The sequence below is a fragment of the Chryseobacterium sp. 2VB genome (assembly GCF_005503635.1).
GTDB lineage: Bacteria > Bacteroidota > Bacteroidia > Flavobacteriales > Weeksellaceae > Chryseobacterium > Chryseobacterium cupriresistens.
In genome coordinates this window covers 66,247-88,509 of record NZ_SCNC01000019.1, presented here as the reverse complement: position 1 = coordinate 88,509, position 22,263 = coordinate 66,247, and the positions used below count along the sequence as shown (strand labels likewise).

General features: G+C 37.3%; 22 protein-coding genes and 1 tRNA gene. 6 read left to right on the top strand and 17 right to left on the bottom strand.

Going from position 1 to position 22,263, the window contains the following annotated elements:
* Window positions 1–93: 93 nt before the first annotated feature.
* The 8 genes from FFS26_RS16690 to thrA form a co-directional block, all read right to left on the bottom strand.
* A complete protein-coding gene (locus tag FFS26_RS16690) occupies window positions 94–537 on the bottom strand; it encodes a CPBP family intramembrane glutamic endopeptidase (protein WP_110008075.1) in 444 nt (147 codons plus the stop codon).
* Window positions 538–625: 88 nt separating this feature from the next.
* A tRNA-Cys gene (locus FFS26_RS16685) sits at window positions 626–696 on the bottom strand.
* 58 nt (window positions 697–754) lie between these two features.
* On the bottom strand, window positions 755–1,219 hold the full coding sequence (locus FFS26_RS16680; RefSeq protein ID WP_228449449.1) for an RDD family protein: 465 nt from the start codon (window positions 1,217–1,219) through the stop codon (window positions 755–757).
* A gap of 86 nt (window positions 1,220–1,305) precedes the next feature.
* The gene (locus FFS26_RS16675) at window positions 1,306–2,670 is read right to left on the bottom strand and encodes a DUF4403 family protein (RefSeq protein ID WP_137905609.1); all 1,365 of its coding nucleotides are present in this window, start codon (window positions 2,668–2,670) and stop codon (window positions 1,306–1,308) included.
* Between the two features lie 34 nt (window positions 2,671–2,704).
* The gene (gene folB, locus FFS26_RS16670) at window positions 2,705–3,073 is read right to left on the bottom strand and encodes a dihydroneopterin aldolase (RefSeq protein ID WP_110008073.1); all 369 of its coding nucleotides are present in this window, start codon (window positions 3,071–3,073) and stop codon (window positions 2,705–2,707) included.
* 4 nt (window positions 3,074–3,077) lie between these two features.
* A complete protein-coding gene (thrC, locus tag FFS26_RS16665) occupies window positions 3,078–4,382 on the bottom strand; it encodes a threonine synthase (protein ID WP_110008072.1) in 1,305 nt (434 codons plus the stop codon).
* A 15-nt stretch (window positions 4,383–4,397) separates the two neighbouring features.
* Window positions 4,398–5,324, bottom strand: coding sequence for a homoserine kinase (locus tag FFS26_RS16660; RefSeq protein ID WP_110008071.1), 927 nt, complete (start codon window positions 5,322–5,324; stop codon window positions 4,398–4,400).
* A gap of 10 nt (window positions 5,325–5,334) precedes the next feature.
* Window positions 5,335–7,782: a bifunctional aspartate kinase/homoserine dehydrogenase I gene (gene thrA / locus FFS26_RS16655; protein ID WP_110008070.1), complete on the bottom strand. Its 2,448-nt coding sequence runs from the start codon at window positions 7,780–7,782 to the stop codon at window positions 5,335–5,337.
* A 335-nt stretch (window positions 7,783–8,117) separates the two neighbouring features.
* Here thrA and FFS26_RS16650 point away from each other — a divergent pair, with 335 nt between their 5' ends.
* Genes FFS26_RS16650 through FFS26_RS16640 form a run of 4 tightly spaced genes read left to right on the top strand, consistent with a single transcriptional unit; the run spans window position 8,118 to window position 9,000 of the window.
* Window positions 8,118–8,312 (top strand): bacteriocin-like protein, encoded by a 195-nt coding sequence (locus FFS26_RS16650; protein ID WP_110008068.1) that lies wholly within the window; start codon window positions 8,118–8,120, stop codon window positions 8,310–8,312.
* Between the two features lie 46 nt (window positions 8,313–8,358).
* Window positions 8,359–8,529 (top strand): bacteriocin-like protein, encoded by a 171-nt coding sequence (locus FFS26_RS22580; protein WP_157885797.1) that lies wholly within the window; start codon window positions 8,359–8,361, stop codon window positions 8,527–8,529.
* Window positions 8,530–8,568: 39 nt separating this feature from the next.
* Window positions 8,569–8,766 (top strand): bacteriocin-like protein, encoded by a 198-nt coding sequence (locus FFS26_RS16645; protein WP_137905608.1) that lies wholly within the window; start codon window positions 8,569–8,571, stop codon window positions 8,764–8,766.
* 24 nt (window positions 8,767–8,790) lie between these two features.
* Complete coding sequence (locus FFS26_RS16640; protein ID WP_137905607.1) at window positions 8,791–9,000, top strand: hypothetical protein; 210 nt, start codon at window positions 8,791–8,793, stop codon at window positions 8,998–9,000.
* A 57-nt stretch (window positions 9,001–9,057) separates the two neighbouring features.
* On the opposite strand, the gene FFS26_RS22575 is transcribed toward FFS26_RS16640, so the two are convergent.
* The 4 genes from FFS26_RS22575 to FFS26_RS16625 form a co-directional block, all read right to left on the bottom strand.
* Entirely contained in the window at window positions 9,058–9,219 is a 162-nt protein-coding gene (locus FFS26_RS22575) for a bacteriocin-like protein (RefSeq protein WP_157885796.1), read from the bottom strand.
* A 51-nt stretch (window positions 9,220–9,270) separates the two neighbouring features.
* Window positions 9,271–10,290 carry a quinolinate synthase NadA gene (gene nadA / locus FFS26_RS16635; protein ID WP_137905606.1) on the bottom strand — a complete coding sequence of 340 codons (1,020 nt, stop codon included), beginning with the start codon at window positions 10,288–10,290 and terminating at the stop codon, window positions 9,271–9,273.
* A gap of 104 nt (window positions 10,291–10,394) precedes the next feature.
* Entirely contained in the window at window positions 10,395–10,958 is a 564-nt protein-coding gene (gene gmk, locus FFS26_RS16630; RefSeq protein WP_137905605.1) for a guanylate kinase, read from the bottom strand.
* A gap of 86 nt (window positions 10,959–11,044) precedes the next feature.
* The gene (locus FFS26_RS16625; protein ID WP_082798853.1) at window positions 11,045–11,902 is read right to left on the bottom strand and encodes a YicC family protein; all 858 of its coding nucleotides are present in this window, start codon (window positions 11,900–11,902) and stop codon (window positions 11,045–11,047) included.
* 147 nt (window positions 11,903–12,049) lie between these two features.
* On the opposite strand from FFS26_RS16625, the gene miaA reads away from it, so the two are divergent.
* A complete protein-coding gene (miaA, locus tag FFS26_RS16620) occupies window positions 12,050–12,970 on the top strand; it encodes a tRNA (adenosine(37)-N6)-dimethylallyltransferase MiaA (protein ID WP_137905604.1) in 921 nt (306 codons plus the stop codon).
* Between the two features lie 233 nt (window positions 12,971–13,203).
* Here the strand turns inward: miaA and FFS26_RS16615 are convergent, their stop codons facing one another.
* The 4 genes from FFS26_RS16615 to FFS26_RS16600 all read right to left on the bottom strand — a co-directional run bounded on the left by FFS26_RS16615 (window position 13,204) and on the right by FFS26_RS16600 (window position 20,131).
* A complete protein-coding gene (locus tag FFS26_RS16615; protein ID WP_062676226.1) occupies window positions 13,204–14,616 on the bottom strand; it encodes an efflux transporter outer membrane subunit in 1,413 nt (470 codons plus the stop codon).
* A 170-nt stretch (window positions 14,617–14,786) separates the two neighbouring features.
* A complete protein-coding gene (locus FFS26_RS16610; protein ID WP_137905603.1) occupies window positions 14,787–17,969 on the bottom strand; it encodes an efflux RND transporter permease subunit in 3,183 nt (1,060 codons plus the stop codon).
* A gap of 40 nt (window positions 17,970–18,009) precedes the next feature.
* Window positions 18,010–19,170 carry an efflux RND transporter periplasmic adaptor subunit gene (locus FFS26_RS16605; RefSeq protein ID WP_137905602.1) on the bottom strand — a complete coding sequence of 387 codons (1,161 nt, stop codon included), beginning with the start codon at window positions 19,168–19,170 and terminating at the stop codon, window positions 18,010–18,012.
* A gap of 364 nt (window positions 19,171–19,534) precedes the next feature.
* The gene (locus FFS26_RS16600) at window positions 19,535–20,131 is read right to left on the bottom strand and encodes a TetR/AcrR family transcriptional regulator (protein WP_137905601.1); all 597 of its coding nucleotides are present in this window, start codon (window positions 20,129–20,131) and stop codon (window positions 19,535–19,537) included.
* A 304-nt stretch (window positions 20,132–20,435) separates the two neighbouring features.
* On the opposite strand from FFS26_RS16600, the gene FFS26_RS16595 reads away from it, so the two are divergent.
* The gene (locus FFS26_RS16595; RefSeq protein WP_002976725.1) at window positions 20,436–20,990 is read left to right on the top strand and encodes a thioredoxin family protein; all 555 of its coding nucleotides are present in this window, start codon (window positions 20,436–20,438) and stop codon (window positions 20,988–20,990) included.
* A 249-nt stretch (window positions 20,991–21,239) separates the two neighbouring features.
* Here the strand turns inward: FFS26_RS16595 and FFS26_RS16590 are convergent, their stop codons facing one another.
* Window positions 21,240–22,145 carry an AraC family transcriptional regulator gene (locus FFS26_RS16590; protein WP_137905600.1) on the bottom strand — a complete coding sequence of 302 codons (906 nt, stop codon included), beginning with the start codon at window positions 22,143–22,145 and terminating at the stop codon, window positions 21,240–21,242.
* Window positions 22,146–22,263: the final 118 nt, after the last annotated feature.

The following is a 22,263-nucleotide window of genomic DNA, read 5'->3' as shown; positions in this document are numbered from 1 at the left end:
GAAAAAGATAATTTTTTATCCATCATTACTTTTTGCATTATTTACCAAGCTCTTCTTTGATCGGGAAGAGCTTGTTTTTTTAACAAAGGAAAGTTACATGATAAACAAAAAACCATAAAGATTGAACAACATGTGGAAGAGTACTGTTAGAATAAAACTGTAGTGAGGAATCTGCTTGTGGTAATAAATATAAAGGTTATTTAAAATAATGCCTCCAAAAAATGTCATCACAATATAGAGCCAGTTATAATAATGCATTGATGCAAAAATAATACTCATAATGATGATGCAAAATGCGTTATTATTGAGCTTTATCCATTTGCTTAAAATCAGGTAAGGGAGATACTGAAATATAAAAGTTTCAATAAAAGGAGCAACGAATAGGGCAATAAAGTTTAATTCATTTTTTGAGATATTTTGAGACTTATTATAATTGACATCAAAATGTAAGTAGGTGTCATTAATATAATTAAAAAAATATCCGTTTAAAACTGCTAAGACAAAAGAAATCAGAAAGAAGGTGATCAACTTTTTCATAATAATATTGTTGAAAAAAATGGAATATTTAAAAATCGTAAAAATATAAAAACAAAAAAACCTCTAAATAACTTAGAGGTTTTTTCTGAGGTACCTAGCGGATTCGAACCGCTGTAGATGGTGTTGCAGACCACTGCCTAGCCGCTCGGCCAAAGTACCATTTTTACCATTTTTGAGGTGTGCAAATATAGTAAAATTTCTTTATGAACAAAAGTTTTTAAGCAATTTCTTTCTTTCCAAGATTCTCAATTTCGCTTTTTGCTTGAATTTCAGCCTGATAATTTTTGATGTTTATTACTCTTGTTTCACTCCATTTATCATGCCAGCCATTTTCACCTAAGAAGGAAAATGTATCAAAAGGAACAATTCTCGAAATATTGCGAACCAAATAATCATTGAAAGTAGGTTCTGTTCCATCAATACAAATGACTTTTGTTCCGGTAATATACTTGCCGATCGATCTTCCTTTGGTAAAATATTCTATCAGAAAAGTGTACATAAAGTAGATAAGAGAGGTTATCAGTATATCAAGAAACCTATTGATTTCTGACATCTTATAAACAATCTTGATCAGAAAGTCAATATTGGCTAGGTTGTACAGTAAAGAAGCAGTAAAGCCCAAAGCAAGAAAAAAAACTGAGATGACAAGTCTGTCAATAAAAAAATTAGCAAATCTGGTCAGCTTTTCAGCTTTGTTTCGATCTACAACTACTAATATTTTCTCATGGTCGGTTATTAGTTTTTGGTTTAGTTTTTGAGTTTAAAATTTTAGAATCCGTTCACAATCAATTTTAACGAAGCATTTGTATCAATAACGGCGGTAATTCCTGTACTGCTAAGTAGAATTTTACTGGGCTTAAGATTGAAAACTCTTCCGTTCATTTTTAATCCTTTATAATACTCTTTATTAAAAGCTTCTTCAATACTTTTCCTTGAAGTTTCTTCCACCTCCTGCGTGGGGATACCATATTCTTCCTCAATCATTTTTACAATTTTTCCCTGAAACAGAAGGGAAACCGTTTTCTGCAGAATATTGGTTGTTTTCAGCTTGAATTTTGTTTGTGACAAAACAATTTTCCTTTTCGTTTCGTCATATACCGGGATTCCTGAAATAATGGAAGTCCCTTTTATATAGCCATCAGTCTGCGCTTCAATAACTACTCTGTCATCAACACCGTATACCCTGATGTCGGTTACTTTTACTTTAGAATCACGCACATCAAACTCCTTATTCAGGAAAGTTTTTCTTGCCATACTACTTGCCTCAGTAAAAGGAATATTAGCAGTGGTCTGCAAAATAAATCGATCTGCAACTGACGGCGTTGTATTAAAATTGGCAACGCTGGTCACCGGTGAAGAAGCTGCAGGTTTATTTCCTGTGAAAGTTTCCGAAAAGATATCAACACCAAGAGTAGCGTTGATCTGATTTCCATAGAACTTCAAAGGAGTGATATTAACTCCCACCGGACTTACTTTCAGCCAGGTATTATATTCCTCAGAAATATTGAAGGGCTGCAGAAAAGTATTCCAGGCCATTAAGGCATATTGTTGGAAATTCAACTGTGCAGCCATTTGCTGATCAATTGTCTTACAGAATTTTTCCTGTTGTTCTTTTAGGCTTTTTTCAACAATGGAAGTAATAGGAATCTGGATTCTTCCGTAGTCCAGAACGGGTTTTGTAACCCATCTGAAACCGTTCGGACGGGTATTCGTCGTAATGGTCCAGTTATTTTTAAAAGTAACGGTGGTATTGAAAGACATTACCGTTTCGAAGGTTGTATTCTGATAGGTATAAACTCCCAATGTACCAATTCCTTTTTCTGCCCATATTTTTAAAGGAACTTCAATCAGCAGGTTCTGACTGGTTCCACCTACAAGGCGGATAGGTCTTGTTTTCCAAACTTTTACCTTGAACTGGTCATTGTTATTGTCTGTATAAGAATCATCCTGATAAACGAGATCTTTCACAGAAGCATTGATCATATTGCTAAGTTCCGAAAGAGGAATGGTCACAGGCATTGTAATACTGGATTTTATCTTCGGAAAGTTATAGGCTGCCAGCTGATTATCAACGGTGGTCTGGCTAAAAACGCTGATTCCTGCTGCTAAAAATAATATTGTAACGAATTTCAATTTGAATGTTTTTTTATCAACGAAAATATGAATTTTAATTTTCCGGCTTAAAGCTTTTTTCAAGCTCAATGCTGGCGCCTTTCATTTCTCCCTGCATTGGAGGAGCTGTTTTGGTGATTTTTAATTTAATATAATCAATCTGTGGAAAGCTGTTGTGAATTTTTGTAATCATTCTCCCGGCAACATGTTCCAGTAATCTGGATTTTATTTTCATCTCGCCATGAAGAATATCATTGATGTCTGCATAGCTTATTGTGTCATGCAAATCATCAGATTCTGCGGCTTTCCACAGATCGGTATGAAGTTCTACGTTCAGAATATAATAGGTACCGATGATATTTTCTTCGGGAAGTACACCATGGTAGGCATATATTCTAACGTCTTCAAGATATATTTTGCTCATTGCTTCAGATTTTATGAAGCAAAAATCGTCTTAATTCTTCAAAATCTGAATTTATTTCTACAGTTTTTTTATCCTTTTCCATAAGTTCTTTCAAAGGTTCAGGAATTTCAATCTGCGTATGAATGGCTTTTTCCACTGCATCAGGGAATTTTACAGGATGTGCAGTCCCCAGAATAAATCCTTTCTGTTCAGGGTTTTCATGCAGATATTGTTCCATTGCGGCCAATGCAACAGCGCTGTGAGGCTCCAGAACATATCCGTATTTCTCATAAATCTGAGAGATAGTATTCATAGTCTGCTCATCATCAATGGAATAAGCTGAAATTTTATTTTTTACCAATTCAAACTGATTCCCAAAAAGCTCCAGAATTCGTACAAAATTACTTGGATTTCCCACATCCATAGCATTGGATAGAGTGGTAATGGCTTTTTGTGGCTGGTAATTCTGAGTTTTAAAATAATCAGGAACTACCTGGTTGGCATTACAGGCGGCAATAAAATGGCTGACAGGCAAACCTCTGACATGAGCCAGAAGCCCGGCACAGATATTTCCGAAATTTCCGCTGGGTACACAGATTACAGGTTGTTCCTTATGCTCCTGTATCCATTGTTTTAAAGCTATTAAATAATAAATCTGCTGAGGAAGCCATCTTGCAACATTGATAGAATTAGCAGAGGTCAAAAATAACTGACTGTTGATTTCTTCATCTGCAAAAGCCTGTTTGACAAGATTCTGACAGTCATCAAAACTTCCGTTGACTTCCAGCGCTGAAATATTTTCGCCTAATGCTGTCAATTGTTTTTCCTGCACCGGACTGACTCTGTTTTTAGGATACAGAATAACTACATTGATTTGCGGAATTTTATAAAATCCATGGGCAACAGCTCCTCCCGTATCTCCAGAAGTTGCCACCAGAACAGTAACTTTTTTATTCCGGTCTTTCAAAAAATAGGAAAGGCAGCGGCTCATGAATCTGGCTCCGATATCTTTAAAAGCTAGGGTGGGACCATGAAATAATTCCAATATAGAGATTTGTTCATTGATCTTAACCAAAGGGATATCAAAACTGACTGTTTCAGTAACAATTTCCTTTAAGATTTCAGAAGGAATTTCATCACCCATAAAATCTTTCATACACTGGTACGCAATTTCTTCATTGGAATACTGATGAAGATTTTGAATAAATTCCTGATCAAATTGCGGAATGTTTTCCGGAAAAAATAATCCTTTTTCTTTTCCCTGACCTTTTATTGTTGCTTCTCTGAAATCAATTTTTTCAAGATGGTCTTTTAAATTATAATATTTCATTTCTGTTTTTTAAGGTTAATTTTCTTCAACAATCTGAATTCCTGCCGGATTTATTTTTGAAACATAGACAAAACTTTCTATTTCAATTTCATTATACACTGACTCCATCATCTGAGCAATTTTTTCTGCCGTTTCTTTTTGTTCTGACAGCATGAAAATGGAAGGTCCTGATCCGGAAATTCCTCCTCCCAAAGATCCTATCTGTAAGCTTTTTTCTTTGATTTCGTCAAACTTCGGAATCAGGATACTGCGGACAGGTTCTATGATGACGTCGTTAAGACTTCTTCCAATTAACGGGAAATCATTTTTCTCAATTCCAGCTATCAGCCCTGCAATATTTCCCCATTGCTCCACAGCGCTTTTCAAACTGATATTTTTCTTTAAAATCTGTCTGGCATCCGAAGTTTTAACTTCTACCTGCGGATGTACTGCTGTTACAAACAAATCAGGGCTGTTCAGCGGAATAATATCAATCGGGTTGGTAGATTTTACCAGCGTAATTCCACCATAGATGCATGGCGCGATATTGTCTGCATGGCGTACTCCCGAAGCCAGTTCTTCTCCAAACATGGCAAAATGAACCATTTCTTCCTTTGACAATTTGTTTCCTAATAAGACATTGGCTCCGAAGGCGGCTCCGGCGGCACTTGCCGCACTGGAGCCGAGCCCGCTTCCAGGCTTTATATGTTTATGAATAATGACTTCAAAACCATTTTTCAGATTAAAATGTTCCTGAATTTTCAACAAGACGATGCCTGCAACATTTTTGGACGGTTCTTCAGGCAGCCCGAAAGAGTCTGTATGATGTATAATAATATCAGGAGTTTCCAATAATCTGAATTCCATTTCATCATAAGGATCATGAACTGCCATTCCTAAAATATCAAATCCGCAAACCAGGTTGGCTACAGTGGCGGGTACTTTTAATTTTACTTTTTTCATATTTGTATTTTTAAATAGAACGGATAATATCTGCAAAAACTCCACTTGCTGTTACATCAGCTCCGGCACCGGCTCCTTTTACCACCAAAGGCTGTTCGGAATATCTCAGCGTTTTGAAAATGACAATATTGTCTTTGCCATACAGATGAAACAGATCGCTGTCCGGAGCAATATGCTGTAAACCTACTCTGGCTTTTCCGTCTTCAAATTCTGCTACGTATTTTAATATTTTACCTTCGTTTTTAGCATTGTTTAATAAGTTTTTAAAATGGTCTTCATATACTGTGAGTTTCTCATAAAAGTTTTCAACGCTTCCTTCCATACATTCTTCAGGCAGAAAACCTCTATTTTCAATGTCTTCAAACTGAAGCGGATATCCTGCCTCTCTGGCCAGAATTAAAATTTTTCTTGCTACATCTGTTCCCGAAAGATCAAGCCTTGGATCCGGCTCTGTGTATCCTTCCTTCTGAGCCTGGGCTACCACTTCAGAAAAAGTTCTGTTTCCGTCATACTCATTAAACACAAAATTCAATGTTCCACTCAGTACAGCTTTAATGGATTGAATCTGGTCTCCGCTTTTGATGAGGTCGTTGATAGTTCCTATTACCGGAAGCCCTGCCCCTACATTGGTTTCAAAATAAAAACTGCAGTTGTGGTTTCTGGCGGTATTTTTTAAGGTTTTATACTTTCTAAAATCAGAAGAAGCTGCAATTTTATTACAGGCAACAATATCCACACTTCTTTTTAATAAGCTTTCATATACTTCAGGAACCTCAGGACTTGCAGTTACATCAACGAAAACAGAATTCCTAAGGTTTCTGTAGATAATTTCATCAGCAAATTCCCTGGCAGAGGCTTTTTCACCCTGCTGATTCCAGTTAAGATAATTTTCCTGTGATATTCCCTGATCTGAAAACATCATATGCCGGCTGTTGGAGATTCCTGCAATTCTCAGGTTGATCAGAAAGTTTTCTTTTAGATAATCATTTTGGTCATAAATCTGCTGGATCAGTTTTGAACCTACATTTCCTGTTCCACAGATGTAAAGATGAATTTGTTTTATTTCAGATTCGAAAAAATCTTCGTGAAGTACATTTACCGCTTTTTTACTGTCTTTTTCTGAAATCACAATACTGATATTTCTTTCCGAAGACCCTTGTGCTATGGCTCTAATATTAACTCCGTTATTTCCCAGACATCCGAACATTTTGGCACTTACGCCGCTTCTGCTTTTCATACTTTCTCCGACCAGAGCTACAATAGAAAGTCCGGTCTCAATTTTCACCGCGTACACTCTTTTCAGATTAATATCATCCGCAAAAGAAGAGTTGATTGCATGCTCGGCACGTAAAGCTTCTTTTTCTTCAATTGCAATGGTGATGGAATGCTCTGAAGAACCTTGTGTTATAAGGATTACATTGATCTTTTCATGGCTTAAACACTGAAATAATTTAGCTGAAATTCCGGGTATTCCTACCATTCCGCTGCCTTCCAGTGTAAGCAGGGCAATACTGTTCATATTGGAGATTCCTACTGCAATCTGTTTTTCATCTTCTGAAGATTGTAGTTGATGAGAAATCAGAGTTCCCTCTGCATCGGGATCAAAAGTATTTTTGATATGCAGGTTTATATTTTTTACCATGACAGGCTGAATGGAAGGCGGGTAGAGCACTTTAGCCCCAAAATGTGACAGTTCCATCGCTTCATGATAAGATATTTCTGAAATAGGTTTAGCATTGGAGACCAGACGGGGATCAGCAGTCATCATCCCGCTTACATCGGTCCAGATCTGGAGTTCTTCTGCATCAATAGCCGCTGCAATAATAGATGCGGTGTAATCTGATCCGCCTCTCCCTAATGTGGTGGCGTTATTTTTCTCGTCCTTCGCTATAAAACCTGGTCCTACGATAATGTGGTTCTGATTTTCATTCAGAAAACGGGCAATATTATGATCGGTGGATTTAAAATCTACTTTTGCATGGGTAAAATTACTGTCTGTTCTGATCAGTTCTGCAGAGTTCATCCAGACGCAGTCCAATCCCTCATGTTGTAATCTTGCAGCTATAATTTTTGAGGAAAGGAATTCTCCGTAAGAAGCAATTTTATCTTTAATTCTGTCTGTCAATTCCCCAAGAACAGCAATTCCGTTGCAGAGATCCTCGATATCGTTGAAATGTCTTTTTACAAAACTCAGCCATGAGCTTTGTTCTGCGATTGGGAAAAGTTCTTTCACCAGACTGATATGTTTTTCTTCAAGGTTCTGAATGGCCTGACTGTAATTTTCATCATTTACAGAAGCCTGTTCTGCTGCTTTGATCAGTTGATCTGTAACTCCGTGAAGAGCTGATACAATAACAACAACTTTACTTTTTAAAGATTCTCTTTTTACGATTTTTTCCATCAGTAAGATATTCTGAGAATGGGCGACTGATGTTCCGCCGAATTTTAAAACTTTCATCAATTATTTTTTTGAAGTTGGATAAAAAGAAGTGGTTACTCTTTGAAAAAAAGAGTACGGGTACCGGGAATAATATGTGAAAATCTACCCCGTTATGGGGTAATTGTTGTAGTGCCAAATGTAGAAACAGAAGATACGCCTGAAATAAGTGACTTCAGAGCAGAAATATCAGATATGTTTCTTAAAAAATTCATTGTAACAGAACAAATGTACAAATTATTTTGAAACAGACAAGTTTTTAACATAATAAAATATATTTCCTTTTTATGAGATATATTTTGGTGTAATTGATTAAAAATGTTACATTTATGATATTAACTAATAACGAAATAACTATGAAAAATTTAAAGAAATTAAACCGCCTGAATCTGAAGTCAATCAGTGGAGGAAATGTGAATAACTGTTTTGAGAATTGTCCTGCCGGTCCATACGGACCAGGCGAGCCAAGGTCATGTGCCGATTATCATGCTTTACCGGAATGCTGTAAAGGAAGAGTTCTGGTAAGCTTTGAATGCTTCGGACCTTACTGATTCAAATGATCAATTTATTGTTACAGAATACCAAAATTATTACCATATGAAAACAATTAAAAAATTATCAAGAGAAGACAAGAAGAACATCAAAGGTGGTTTCACTGATATTCAGATTGAAGCCTGTGGAGGCGAGCAGTTTGTTTGTTTCCGCGGAGGCGGGAATTGGGGATGCTGGCTGAAGCCGGGAGGAACCTGCTATGCACCAATGCTGTAGTATTGAATAGACTAAACTCAATTTAAAAATTAAAATACTATGAAAAATTCAAAAAAATTAAACAGAGAAAGCTTAAAATCTATTATCGGAGGTACAGGAGACAGCTGTGCAGTTGACCTCGATTGCGGACCAAAAGGGTGTGCTGTATGTACAGATCTTAAAGGACGTAAAGTTTGTCTTTATCTTTTCCCTTATGATCCATCAGTTCCGGGAAGCTGTCTTATTTCAGAATCTTAAAACGTATTAAAAATTAAAACAACTATGAAAAATTTAAAGAAATTAAACAGAAAAGAACTTGAAAGATTAAATGGGGCAGCTGGTCCGTCCAGATGTGCAGGGTGTCCTCAGAATGCTACGTTCGGAGATGGACCAGAATATCAGTATCCATGTTCTGCTTATCAGGGACTGCCTGATTATTGTAAGATGTGTGTTCTGGTAAGTATGGAATGCGTAGACGGAGGTGTCTCTTAGCACACGACCTGTTTCAGAACAATAAAAAAAGCACTGTTTTTACAGTGCTTTATTTTTTTAACAGTTATCCGGAATATACATTCCTCTGGGTACGCAGATCAATTCTCCATTGCATCCTGCTCCGCAGGTTTCATGTATTTCGCAGTTTAAGTTACATATGTTACTTCCTCCGTTTACATTTTTAAGACTTCTTCTGTCTAATTTTTTTAGATTTTTCATATTTATTATTAGTTTAAGTTTTAAATATAATAAATATTCGTGATAAAAAAATTATTTTATGCTTTTGGAAAGATCAAGCATCGCTTCAATAGGCTTTAATGCTTTTAATCTTAATTCTTCGTCGATAAGAATTTCCGGAAGTTCATATTTCATACATAGATACAATTTTTCCATTGTATTACGCTTCATATAAAAACATTCTGAACAGTTACAGCTTTCGTCGAAAACCAATGCTGGAATCAGTTCTTTGTGAGGTGCACGTTTTTTCATTTCATGAAGAATACCTTCCTCAGTAGCGATGATGAATTTCTGGCAGTCATCTTTTTCTACATAATTCAAAAGCGCAGAAGTAGAGCCGATGAAATGAGCTAATTTCAATACCGCTTCTTCACTTTCAGGGTGTGCAATTAGTTTTGCATCCGGATTGTCAGCCAATTGCTGGGCAATTCTTTCCATTGAAAATGCTTCGTGTACCACACAGCTTCCATCCCAAAGGATCATATCGCGGCCTGTTTTCTTAGAAAGGTATCTTCCCAGGTTTTTATCCGGTGCAAAAATGATCGGTCTGTCTTTCGGAAGTGCTTCAATCACTGTTTCAGCGTTTGAACTTGTAACGATAATATCACTTTCAGCTTTAGTTTCAGCATTACAGTTGATGTAAGTGGCAATTAAAGCATTCGGGTGCTGCTCTCGCATTTTTCTCAATCCTTCCCCTGAACATCCATCTGCCAGAGAGCATCCGGCCATGGTATCAGGAAGAACTACTTTTTTAGTTGGATTAAGAATTTTTGCGGCTTCTGCCATAAAATGTACTCCACAGAATACGATCATGTCAGCATTGGTTTCTTTTGCCTGTCTCGCCAGCTGTAAAGAATCTCCAAGGAAATCAGCAATATCCTGAATTTCTCCCGGTTGGTAATAATGGGCAAGAATAACAGCATTTTTTTCCTCTTTAAGCTTCAGGATGGCTTTTACAAGCTCTTCACCCTGAGGAATAGCAATATCTTTTATATCCAGAAATCCTCTGACAGGAATTGCAGATTTAGCTTTTTCTAATGTTTCGGTACTCATATCCACCTCAATTTTTTATGATCAGAAGCTAGGGGTTAGAAATTAGAAGTTAGATTTTGAGAATATTGAGTTACTCCCATCTTCCTGCTTCTATCTTCCAGCCATTAATTACTGATAAAACTTTTTATTAAACTTTCTATTTCTTTTTTAGCTGCATCAAGATCCTCATTAATCACGATCTTGTCAAACTCGCTGGCATAGGTCATTTCTTCTTCTGCCTTTGCTACACGGGTTTTTATGGTTTCTGCATCATCTGTGTTTCTGGAGATCAATCTTCGTTCCAATTCTTCAATGGAAGGCGGCTCTATAAAAATAGACAATGCTTTTTCACCGAAGTATTTTTTTAATGAAATGCCTCCTTTTACATCTACATCAAAAATAACAACTTTTCCCTGATTCCAGATTTTTTCTACTTCAGATTTTAAAGTACCGTAATATTTGTCAGTATAAACTTCTTCATATTCTACAAAAGCATCTTCGGAAATTTTCTGTCTGAACTCCTCCGGTGTCAGAAAATGATAATCTACTGCATGTACTTCACTTCCTCTTGGCTGTCTTGTAGTACATGAGATTGAAAATTCCAGTTCAGGAAATGTTTCCAGTGAATGCTTTACCAATGTAGTTTTTCCGCTCCCTGATGGTGCTGAAAATATAATTACTTTATCCATTTTTTTTGGTTTCGGGTTACGGGTTTCGAGTTTGGTGATCCATTATTAGAAATAACAGCCACGCATCTCGTACCTCGTATCTATCATTACAATACGTTTAACGTTTGTTCTTTTATTTTTTCAAGGTCGTCTTTCATCATTACCACCAGTTTCTGGATTTCTGCGTGATTGGCTTTAGAACCCAGTGTATTGATTTCTCTTCCGATTTCCTGAGAAATAAATCCCAGTTTTTTTCCGTTGAAAGACTCATTGTCCATTACTTCTTTGTAATATTTCAGGTGCTGGGCAAGTCTTACCTTTTCTTCAGAAATATCAAGTTTTTCAGTGAAATAGGCCATTTCCTGGTAGAAACGAGTTTCATCAACGTTTTCAAATTCTTTCAAAGATTTCTGATAACGTTCTTTCACGCTCACAATTCTTTCTTCTTCAAAAGGAATCACTTCGCTCAGATATTTGTCGATATTCTGAATATTTCTGTTGAGTTCCTCGTGTAAGATACCACCCTCAGTTCTTCTGAATTCTTCGAATCTGTCTACTGCATTATTGACAATTTTAGCCAGAGCTTCCCATTCACCTTCCGTTAATTCGTCAGGTCTTGATGTAATGGCATCAGGAAGTCTTACTGCCATTTTAAGGTATTCGAAATTGGGACCGTCAGAAGCTATGTTTTTAAGTTCGTTAATATAAGAGTCAATTAAGTTTTTATTGATTTTTACATCGTTGGACTCTTCAAGATTCTCGATATTAACGTAGCAGTCTACTTTTCCACGGATAATTCTATCGTTAAGAATTTTTCTGATTTCAAATTCTTTTTCTTTATAACGTAAAGGAATTTTAATATTTAAATCAAAGCTCTTGCTGTTCAGAGATTTAATATCTATAGTAATTTTTTTTCCTTCAAAAACATCTTCGGCTCTACCGAATCCGGTCATTGATAAAATCATAGTTTTTTATTGTTCTACAAAGATAAACAATTAAGTCTATAGTTTAACTAGTGTTAAATGGCTGGAAGATGGAGGCAGGAAGCGGGAAGATTGTTGTGAATACAAATGAGGTGTAATTTTAACTTCCCATTTTCGTAAATTAGCGCTGTGAAAAAGAAAAATTTAATTTCTGTAGTAGGTCCCACCGGCATTGGTAAAACGAAATTGGCGATTGATTTGGCGCAGCATTTCAATACGGAGATTATTTCCTGTGATTCCCGCCAGTTTTTTAAAGAAATGAAAATAGGAACGGCTGCCCCTTCAGAAGAGGAATTGGCGGGTGCAACTCATCATTTTATCGGAAATCTTTCAGTGGAAGACTATTATTCTATCGGGCAGTATGAAGAAGATGCGCTTCAAAAACTTAATGAACTTTTTGCAACTCATGACACGGTAATTCTTGTTGGAGGAAGCATGATGTATGAAAAAGCTGTGATAGAAGGTCTGCATGATCTTCCGGAAGCCAATGCTGAAAACCAGGAAAAGCTTCAAAATATGATGGAGCAGGAGGGAATAGAAAAACTTCAGGAAATTTTACAGGAACTTGATCCCGAGTATTTCAATGTGGTGGATATTCACAATCACCGCAGGCTGTTGAGAGCTATTGATATTATCTGGCAGACGGATAAAAAATATTCTGAACATATTTCAGTGTCTCAAAATGGAAGAGATTTTAATGTAATCAGAATCGGGATAGAAGCTCCAAGGGAAGAATTATATGACAGAATTAACCGCAGAGTGGATATTATGATGGAAAACGGACTGCTGGATGAGGTGAAAAGTCTTGATAAATTCAAAGAGTTGACAGCTTTGAATACTGTAGGTTACGCTGAACTGTTCAAGTATTTTGATGGAGAATGGGATCTTGATTTTGCGGTTTCGGAAATTAAAAAGAACAGTCGCAGGTATGCGAAACGCCAGCTGACGTGGTACAGAAAGGCAGATGATATTCATTATTTGCAATTAGGATATTCTCAGGAAGACTTTGAGGCTCTGTTAAAATGGATTGCTGAGCAATTTCAGGAATAAATTAAGCACTTAGTTTGTCATTCTGACGAAGGAAGAATCTCATCGATTGTTTTTAAAGATTCTTCATTCCACTTTGTTCCATTCAGAATGACAAACCGGACGCTTCATTTATCCATACACTGTGTCATTCCTTAGGAATCCAAGTTTAAATTCATATTGTAAATAAACAGAAACAATACAAAAAATGCGGCTCTGAAAAGAACCGCATCTTAAAACAAATATAATTTAATTTACTACTTCCAACCGCCGCCTAAAGCTCTGTATAAATCTACAATGCTGCTTAATCTCTGTCTTTTTATGGAAGCCAGATTCAACTCTGCCTGTAGGGAATTCCCCTGTGCTGTAATCACTTCCAGGTAATTGGCTGAACCTCCTTTGTAAAGAAGTTGTGCACTTTTAATTCCATCTTTTAATGTAGTTGCCTGTTCTGTCGCTTTTTGTTCCTGAACTTTTAAGTTTTCATTGGAAACCAAAGCATCAGAAATTTCTCCCACAGCATTTAATACCGATTGACGGAATGCAAGAACATTTTTTTCTCTTTGAATTTTGGCTACTTCCAGATCTGTTTTCAATTGTCTTTTCTGAAAAATAGGCTGGGTAATTCCCCCTAAAACCGATCCGAATAACGAAGCCGGAATCTGGAACCAGTTATCAAATTTGAATGAATTTACTCCACCATTCGCAGTAATTTTCAATGCAGGATACATATTTGCCTGAGCAATTCCTACCATCGCATTGGATTCTAATAAAACCAGTTCCTGCTGACGAACGTCTGGTCTTCTGCTTACCATAGCTGCCGGAAGTCCTGCAGTAATGTTTTGAGGCAGTGAAGTATCAGACATTTCAATGGTTCTGTCGACTTTATTGGGAAGTTCTCCAACCAGAATACTCAGTGCATTTTCCTGGATGGCAATATTCTGTTCCAGCTGGGCAATCAGAAGCTCTGTAGCCTGTTTCTGTGCAGCGGCCTGCTGTACTCCCAAAGAAGTATTATCACCACTTTCCCACATTTTCTGGGTCATTAAAAGGGTATTGCTGGTCAGTTCCAGGTTGGATTTTGCGATCGCCAGTTGTCTGTCAAGCATCAACAGGTTATAATACCCTTGTGCAATAGCTGCTACTACCTGAGTCTGAACTGCTTTTGAACCTTCATAGGTCTGAAGGTACTGCATTCTTGAAACTTCCTGCTGGTTTTTGATTTTTCCCCAGATATCTGCTTCCCATGAAAGATTGAAGGCTGCGTTATAATCCTCAACATGGCTCGAGCCTAAAAATAAATTTAAGCTTTGCCCGTTCATGCTGTTTTTGGATGGTCTTGAAATCTGTCCGCTTACTCCGAACCCAACATCCGGATACTGCATATATTTTGCCTGTTTCAGTTTTTCCTGTGAAGCAGCCACCTGCTTTAAGGCAATCTGAAGATCATAATTATTTTTAATTCCTTTTTCAATCAGTCCCTGTAAAATAGGATCACTGAAAAACTGTTTCCACTCCAGATTGGCTATACTGGCTGTGTCTGCAGTGGCGGTGTACTGGAACTTTTCCGGAAGTGGAAGCTCAGGCTCCGTGTATGCCAGTTTAGACACACACGAAACAGAGCCGATGGCCAGCACAAATGTTAGAATAATATTTTTTACTCGTTTCATAGTTTTTAAACTTTTAATTGAAGACAAAACTTAGAGAGGTTTCTGTTGATGCAAAAAATTTCTTTAGTAGGAGAAAATAATTAGTTTTTTAAACCATTAAGAACAGGCAGGTAAATAGGTAAACCTATGATCTTAAAATTTTCTCTAAGTTTTTGTCATTCATTTTTTTATTAGTGACTAGCAGCTAAAAGTTCTTCCTCCATTTGTTTTTTCAGAAGTCTTTTCTTTTTTCTGCTTGGCATTTTTTCATGCAGGTACTGGAACACCACATACATTACCGGAATAATAAAGATCCCGAAGATTACTCCTGTAAGCATTCCTCCTACGGTACTGTAACCGATAGAGTGGTTTCCTTTTGAAGAAGCACCTTGCGTCCATACCAATGGAAGCATTCCCACGATGAAGGCAAAAGAGGTCATTAAGATCGGTCTTAAACGTAATCTTGATGCCTGAAGGGCAGATTCAATCAATGTTTTACCTGCTTTTCTTCTCTGTACGGCAAATTCCACAATCAGGATGGCATTCTTCGCTAATAATCCTACAAGCATGATCAATCCTACCTGAACGTAAATATTGTTATCAATTCCAGCTAGTCCTGTGAAGGCAAATACTCCGAAAATCCCTGTTGGAATGGTAAGAATAATAGCAAACGGAAGGATATAACTTTCATACTGTGCGGCCAGTAAGAAGTAAACGAATAGAATACTTAAGAAGAAAATAAAGGCAGTTTGTCCGCTTGTTTTAATTTCTTCACGGGTAATCCCTGTCCACTCATATCCGTATCCTCTTGGGAGTGACTGCTGGGCAACTTCTTCTACCGCTTTGATGGCATCTCCGGTACTGTAACCGGGTTTCGGAGTTCCGTTAATGGTTACTGCGTTGAAAAGGTTATTTCTTGTTACCGTTTCAGGACCGAAAGATCTTTTTAACGTTACCAGAGTTTTGGCAGGAACCATTTCTCCTGATTTATTTTTAACATAGATTCCTTCCAGTGAATTAACATCCGTACGGTAAGGAATATCGGCCTGAGCCATTACTCTGTAATACTTTCCGAATCTGTTGAAATCCGATACAAAGCTACTTCCGAAATAAATCTGCATGGTCTGCATCAGTTCTGTTACAGAAACGCCCAGCTGGTTAGCTTTATCAGTATCCACATCAATAGTATACTGAGGGTTTCCTGCCGCATATGTTGTAAAGGCGAAAGCAATTTCAGGTCTTTTCATAAGCTCTCCGATAAACTGCTGAGTGGTTGTTCCCAACTGTTCAAAAGAACCATTCGTTTTGTCCTGAAGCATGAATTCAAATCCGGAAACGTTACCGAAACCTTGTACAGTAGGGAAGTTGAAGAAGAATGCGTTGGCATCTTTCACCTGACTTACCTTACCTGTCAACGTTGCTGCAATCTGATCAGGATCTTTCATTTCACCACGCTTGTCATAATCTTTAAGCTTAATGAAACCTGCAGAATAGGGAGACGCGTTGGCATTACTGATGAAGTTCATCCCGTCCGCTACCCAAAGGTGGTTGGTTGCTTTTTCACCATTAATGATTTGATCAATTTGAGCCGTAGCTCTGTGGGTTCTTTCCAGTGAACTTCCCGGAGGAGTATTCACTGCATATAATACGAATCCCTGGTCTTCCGTAGGAATGAATCCTGACGGCGCTTTCTTGATTAAAAATACACTTGCTGCTGTGATGATAACAAGACCTCCTATCGCCACCCATTTGTTTTTAATTAAAAACTTAAGGCTGTAAATATATTTTCTGGTCATGCTATTGAAGCTCGCATTGAAAGCATTGAAGAACCTTGCTCCAAAACCTTTTTTATGACCGTGCTCTCCATGGTCTCCCTGAGGATCATTTAAGAACATCGCACATAATGCAGGGCTCAATGTTAATGCATTAACCGCTGAAATTAAAATCGCAATCGCCAATGTGAAAGCAAACTGTCTGTAGAAAACTCCTGCAGGTCCCTGCATAAATCCAACCGGAATAAACACGGCACACATTACCAGTGTAATGGAAATAATGGCTCCTGAAATTTCACTCATCGAGTGCATCGTAGCATGCTCTACAGGCATTCCCGTCTGTTCCATTTTAGAATGGACGGCTTCCACCACCACAATGGCATCATCCACTACAATACCAATGGCGAGTACCAATGCAAATAAGGTAAGCATATTGATACTGAAACCAAATAACTGCAGGAAGAAGAAGGTTCCTATAATCGCAACGGGTACGGCAATAGCAGGAATTAAGGTAGATCTGAAATCCTGAAGGAAAATAAATACTACAATAAATACCAAGATGAAAGCGATAACAAGTGTTTCCACAACCTGATGAATAGAAGCATCCAGGAAGTCTTTAGAGTTGTACATGATGATTGGCTTCACTCCTTTTGGAAGTGTGGTTTCCATTACTTTCACCTGCTTTTCAATTTCGGTCAGGATTTCGTTGGCATTAGAACCTGCGGTCTGCAGTATCGCAAATCCGGCAACGGGTTTTCCGTCTACTCTGTTGGTCGCAGTATAGGTATAAGAACCGAATTCTACTCTTGCAACATCTTTTAATCTTAAGAAAGATCCATCACTGTTTGCTTTGATGGCGATGTTTTCATAGTCTTCACCCTTATTCAGTTTTCCTTTATATTTAAGGATATACTCGTAGGTTTCCTTACTTCCCTGTCCAAGACGGCCCGGAGCAGCTTCAAGGTTGTGGTCTTTAATGGCTCCCAAAACTTCCTGAGGCGAAAGATTATTGGCTGCCAGACGATCCGGTTTCAGCCAGATTCTCATGGAATAATCCCTCGTTCCGAATACCTGAGCCTGTGCTACCCCCGGAATACGCTGTATTTGTGGAATAACATTGATCTTCAGATAGTTTTGAAGGAATAATTCATCATATTGTTTTGCATCTTCACTGGTCAGTCCCATGAACATAATCATACTGTTCTGAACCTTCTGGGTTGAAATCCCGGCCTGTACCACTTCCTGAGGCAGCTGGCTCATCGCTTTCGATACACGGTTCTGTACGTTTACTGCTGCATTGTCTGCATCGGCACCCTGTTTGAAGAAAACACTCAGGGTCATGGTACCGTCGTTACTGGAGTTTGAGGTCATATAAGTCATGTTCTCAACTCCGTTTACCGCTTCCTCAATAGGAGTAGCTACCGAACGGGCTACGACCTCGGCATTGGCTCCAGGGTAGAATGCCGTTACCTGAACGCTTGGTGGAGCGATATCCGGGAAAAGGGCAATCGGTAAATTAAAGAGAGACAAAGCTCCCAATAATAAAAGTATTATGGAGATGACCGTTGAAAGGACCGGTCTTTCTATAAATTGTTTTAACATAAGAAGTTTATTTTTTTAAGTCTTCTGTATTCTAAAAGGACTATAATGGTTTTGCTTTTAACAAGCTGTCCGAAGAAATATTTTTCGGCTTGATGGAAGCACCGTCTTTCAGGTTTCCAATTCCCGTGAATACAATTTTTTCTCCAGGCTTAAGCCCTTCAGAAATAAAATAATAGCTATCCGTTTTTCCTGATATTTTGATCGGTCTCCCGATTACCTTCTGATCTTTACCCATTACATAGACATAGGTTTTATCCTGAATTTCGAAGGTTGATTCCTGAGGAATTACGACTGCATTCGAAATGAGCTGTGGCATACGTACTCTTCCTGTATTTCCGGTTCTTAAAGTTCCGTTGGCATTAGGGAAAACGGCACGTACACTGATAGCTCCCGTAGTTTTGTCAAACTGTCCGTCTACAATGCTTAATCTTCCTTTTTCAGGGTAAGTACTGTTGTCGGCAATCACAAGATCTACCATGGGCATATTTTTCAGTTTTTCTTCTAAGCTTGCTCCCGGATATTTATTCTGGAAAGCAATGAAATCAAGTTCGCTCAAAGAGAAATACGCATAGATTTCGCTGATATCAGATAATAATGTCAATGGATTTGGATCTGTTCTGGAGATCAGACTTCCTTTTTTATAAGGAATTCTTCCGATATAACCGCTTACAGGAGCTGTAATGGTGGTAAATCCTACATTGATTCTGGCGCTTCCTACAGAAGCTCTCGCTTGTGCAGCTGCTGCTACAGCCGCTTCATAATTGGCTTTTGCGGTTTTAAGCTGTACATCAGAAACTACTTTGGCAGCCACCAGCGGCTGAAGTCTGTCTACTTCCACTCTTGCTTTTTGAATATTGGCATTGGCCGCCTGAAGATTAGCCTGAGCCATATTCATCTGTTCGCCATAGCTTCTTGAATCTATTTTAAATAACGGTTGTCCTGCTCTTACATATGCTCCTTCTTCTACATAGATTCTGTCCAGGTATCCATCTACCTGAGATCTGATTTCTACGTTGTTTTTCCCTTCCAAAGCAGTTGGGAATTCCTGATATGTAGTTGCGGGTGAAGTGATAACGGTATAAACCGGAAGTTCTGGAGCTGGAGGTGCGGCATTGGTTCCTTCTGCGGCTTTTGTGCAGCTCTGTAAAAGAATTATACTTGCAATAAGTACAATAAACCTTGTTTTTCCAGGTAATTTCATTGTTGGTTTAATTTTTTAATGAAGTGTTAGAGGTAAGTAAAAAATGTTTTGATAAATGCTGTATTTTTTCCTAACAGTGTTAATGATTTGTTCAAAAAAAATTACAGAATTTTTAATGTCCGATGAGGTCGATTGTTTCCATAATTGAAATTTTTTTAATGTATTGAAGTGTATAATGTTGGTGTAAGGTGTGTTAATTTTACTAACAGCGTTAATTTATAAGCAAAAAATGATTACTTTTAACAGCTGAATGTTATATATTGCTTCATAAGTGATTTCATTTTTTAATCAGGAATAACAGAATAATCTATATTAATTCAGTGTTAATTTTCCTAACGGTGTTAATTTTTAATTCAAAAAAAATCTATAAAGACTTAATAAAAGCCGAAACAGTTTCGTCCAAAGTCGTTTTATTCATCGTTGAAGGGATATCAGCTGTACGCATCATCATAATAGAGATCATACCGTGAACGGCAGAAAACAGAGCGTGGGACATATGGCAGGCATTGTCCGGATTGGATCCGTTTTTCTTTATAATCTCATAAGTACATTCATAGATAAGTTCCTGAAATGATGAGAATTCTTTTTTCATCTGCCCTTTTCCACAGCATTGCATTCCAAGACCAAACATCAGCTGGTAATATTCCTTATTTTTAAAAGCAAAGTTCCAGTACGCATCCACAATAGCAACAAGCTGCTCTTCCGGAGTGTCGTGTTTCTGCTGAGCTTTTAATAATTCTATATGTAACTTATGAAAGCCATCTAAAGAAATTTCAAATAGAATAGCTTCTTTATTTTCAAAATAATCATATACAACGGGAGCACTATACTCAATAGCATCTGCTATCTTACGCATAGAAAGCGAACCCCAGCCTTCAGTTTTAGCCAACATAAAAGCAGCCTGCAAGATATTTGCACGGATGGATTCTTTTTCTCGTTGACGGCGTTCATGTAGACCCATGATTTTTATTTACTAACAGCGTTAGCAAAACTACAAACTTTTTAATATAACTTCCAAGGGATATTGTAAGTTTTATAGGTTCGTCTACTTTTTAAAGAAGATTAATTAAGGGCTGGAAGCTGGAAGAATGGGAGCTGGAAGTTATTTTTAAGGTTAAATAATATAATAATAGAATTTGACTATAACTATTTTTGAGGGCTAACAACCTTATCTCTTCCGGCTTCCTTACTTTATTAAAAATGAAAATGTCTTCTTCCTAATTAACAAAAGAAATAATTATCTTTGCTGGTAAAGAAATAAGGATATGAATACTCCCTCAAATATGCTGGCATTAGGAACAAAAGCTCCGTTTTTTGAACTTCCTAACCCGTCAAAAACGAATGAACTTCAGTCTTTGGAAGAGCTGAAAGGAGAAAAAGGTACTTTGGTGATCTTTATGTGCAACCACTGTCCGTTTGTTCTTCATGTAATTGACAAGATCAATGAATTGTACGAAGATTATAACGAGCGCGGAATTGAATTCATCGCTATCAATGCTAACGATATTGAAAAATATCCGGCAGATTCTCCGGAAAAAATGATCGAATTCCAGATTGAAAGAAGATTTGATTTCCCTTATCTGTTTGATGAAAGCCAGGCAGTAGCAAAAGCTTACGATGCGGCTTGTACACCGGATTTTTATTTCTTTGATGATAAGCTTGACCTTGTATACAGAGGCCAGATGGATGATTCAAGACCAGGAAATAATAAAGATGTAACCGGAGAAGATCTGATTATTGCTTTTGAAAATCTTTTGGCTGGAGAACCTCAGGAAGAAATCCAGAGACCTAGCATGGGATGCAATATTAAATGGAAATAATTGCTGGTTATTTAATTACTGGTTTTATTGAATAATACGAAGCTGCTCTTTTGGAGTGGCTTTTTTGTTTCTTGCAACATAGTTCACCTATTATCCACACAGTTGTCACTCCGCAGGAGTCTCAACTTTACTTGGGTTTTATCGTAACCTACAGCGAAATCCCAATGGGTAAGCCTAGATTCCTACGGAATGGACAAACAAAGCATTTAGAATAACCACAAGAATTGTTGACAAGAATCAAGTAAATTATTAAAAACTTACTTTGGCTTTGACCTCCTTTTCAACCTTCAGATCCACATTCACTTTATTATGAGAATAATTCCTGATGAACTCTGAAGGAGTCTTGCCCGTATATTTTTTAAACATCCTGTTAAAGTAGGTCACATTATTAAAGCCACATTGATAACTGCATTCTGATATCGATTTGTCCTGAGCCATCAGCAGGCATGCTTTATTGATTCTGTAGCGGTTCACAAATTCTGTAAACGTAATCTGGGTAGCTTTTTTAAAGAAATTACAGAAAGCGGGTAAAGTCAGGTTAGCTAGTTTTGCTACTTCTTCAATATCAATTTCCTTGTCGTAATGATGTTCTACGTAAGTGAAGATATTCTCAAGACGGGTTTTATTTTTTGAAATAATGGTGTAGGGCATGATTTCCTTATTTAAAAGATCATAATCCTCACATTTTGAAAGTTCAAAAAGAATTTCAAGCAATAATAAATATCTTTTATACCCTTCAGATTCCAGCATCAGTTTCAGTTTGGGAAGCATCACCTTTTTTACTTTTTGATGAAAATGAATCCCGTATTTTGAAAGTTCCAACAGGTTTTTGATAGATCTTGCTTCCACTTCCTGCTGGGGAAACTGAAGAATTTCTTCTTTGAACTGAAGTACAATTTCTTCATGCGGATCAATAGAATTCAGACCGAATCCGGAGTGGGGAATATTAGACCCGATTAACACCAGATCTCCGTTTGTATAATTACTTTTATGATAGCCAACATGGCGTGTTCCATTCCCGGAAATAACACATACCAGCTCAATTTCGGGATGATAATGATATTCCCATTTGAATTCTGAAATGGGAGAGTTGTTGTGAATGGTACGGAATGAACTCTTTTCATTAGGGATTACCCTTTCAAAAGTAACTTTCATTTAATTAATCATATTTATTCACTAAAAATACTAAATATATTAATATAGTTCAAATATTGATTTACTGTGTTAAATTATCGTTAACAGAAATGCTTCTATCTTAGCCAGCAAGAAATCA

Excerpts from the sequence above, each read along its gene's own strand:
- FFS26_RS16690 (WP_110008075.1), bottom strand. The coding sequence starts at position 537 with ATGAAAAAGTTGATCACCTTCTTTCTGATTTCTTTTGTCTTAGCAGTT.
- folB (WP_110008073.1), bottom strand. The coding sequence starts at position 3,073 with ATGAGCAAAATATATCTTGAAGACGTTAGAATATATGCCTACCATGGT.
- thrC (WP_110008072.1), bottom strand. The coding sequence starts at position 4,382 with ATGAAATATTATAATTTAAAAGACCATCTTGAAAAAATTGATTTCAGA.
- FFS26_RS16660 (WP_110008071.1), bottom strand. The coding sequence starts at position 5,324 with ATGAAAAAAGTAAAATTAAAAGTACCCGCCACTGTAGCCAACCTGGTT.
- thrA (WP_110008070.1), bottom strand. The coding sequence starts at position 7,782 with ATGAAAGTTTTAAAATTCGGCGGAACATCAGTCGCCCATTCTCAGAAT.
- FFS26_RS16650 (WP_110008068.1), top strand. The coding sequence starts at position 8,118 with ATGAAAAATTTAAAGAAATTAAACCGCCTGAATCTGAAGTCAATCAGT.
- FFS26_RS22580 (WP_157885797.1), top strand. The coding sequence starts at position 8,359 with ATGAAAACAATTAAAAAATTATCAAGAGAAGACAAGAAGAACATCAAA.
- FFS26_RS16645 (WP_137905608.1), top strand. The coding sequence starts at position 8,569 with ATGAAAAATTCAAAAAAATTAAACAGAGAAAGCTTAAAATCTATTATC.
- FFS26_RS16640 (WP_137905607.1), top strand. The coding sequence starts at position 8,791 with ATGAAAAATTTAAAGAAATTAAACAGAAAAGAACTTGAAAGATTAAAT.
- FFS26_RS22575 (WP_157885796.1), bottom strand. The coding sequence starts at position 9,219 with ATGAAAAATCTAAAAAAATTAGACAGAAGAAGTCTTAAAAATGTAAAC.
- nadA (WP_137905606.1), bottom strand. The coding sequence starts at position 10,290 with ATGAGTACCGAAACATTAGAAAAAGCTAAATCTGCAATTCCTGTCAGA.
- gmk (WP_137905605.1), bottom strand. The coding sequence starts at position 10,958 with ATGGATAAAGTAATTATATTTTCAGCACCATCAGGGAGCGGAAAAACT.
- FFS26_RS16625 (WP_082798853.1), bottom strand. The coding sequence starts at position 11,902 with ATGATTTTATCAATGACCGGATTCGGTAGAGCCGAAGATGTTTTTGAA.
- FFS26_RS16615 (WP_062676226.1), bottom strand. The coding sequence starts at position 14,616 with ATGAAACGAGTAAAAAATATTATTCTAACATTTGTGCTGGCCATCGGC.
- FFS26_RS16610 (WP_137905603.1), bottom strand. The coding sequence starts at position 17,969 with ATGTTAAAACAATTTATAGAAAGACCGGTCCTTTCAACGGTCATCTCC.
- FFS26_RS16605 (WP_137905602.1), bottom strand. The coding sequence starts at position 19,170 with ATGAAATTACCTGGAAAAACAAGGTTTATTGTACTTATTGCAAGTATA.
- FFS26_RS16600 (WP_137905601.1), bottom strand. The coding sequence starts at position 20,131 with ATGGGTCTACATGAACGCCGTCAACGAGAAAAAGAATCCATCCGTGCA.
- FFS26_RS16595 (WP_002976725.1), top strand. The coding sequence starts at position 20,436 with ATGAATACTCCCTCAAATATGCTGGCATTAGGAACAAAAGCTCCGTTT.
- FFS26_RS16590 (WP_137905600.1), bottom strand. The coding sequence starts at position 22,145 with ATGAAAGTTACTTTTGAAAGGGTAATCCCTAATGAAAAGAGTTCATTC.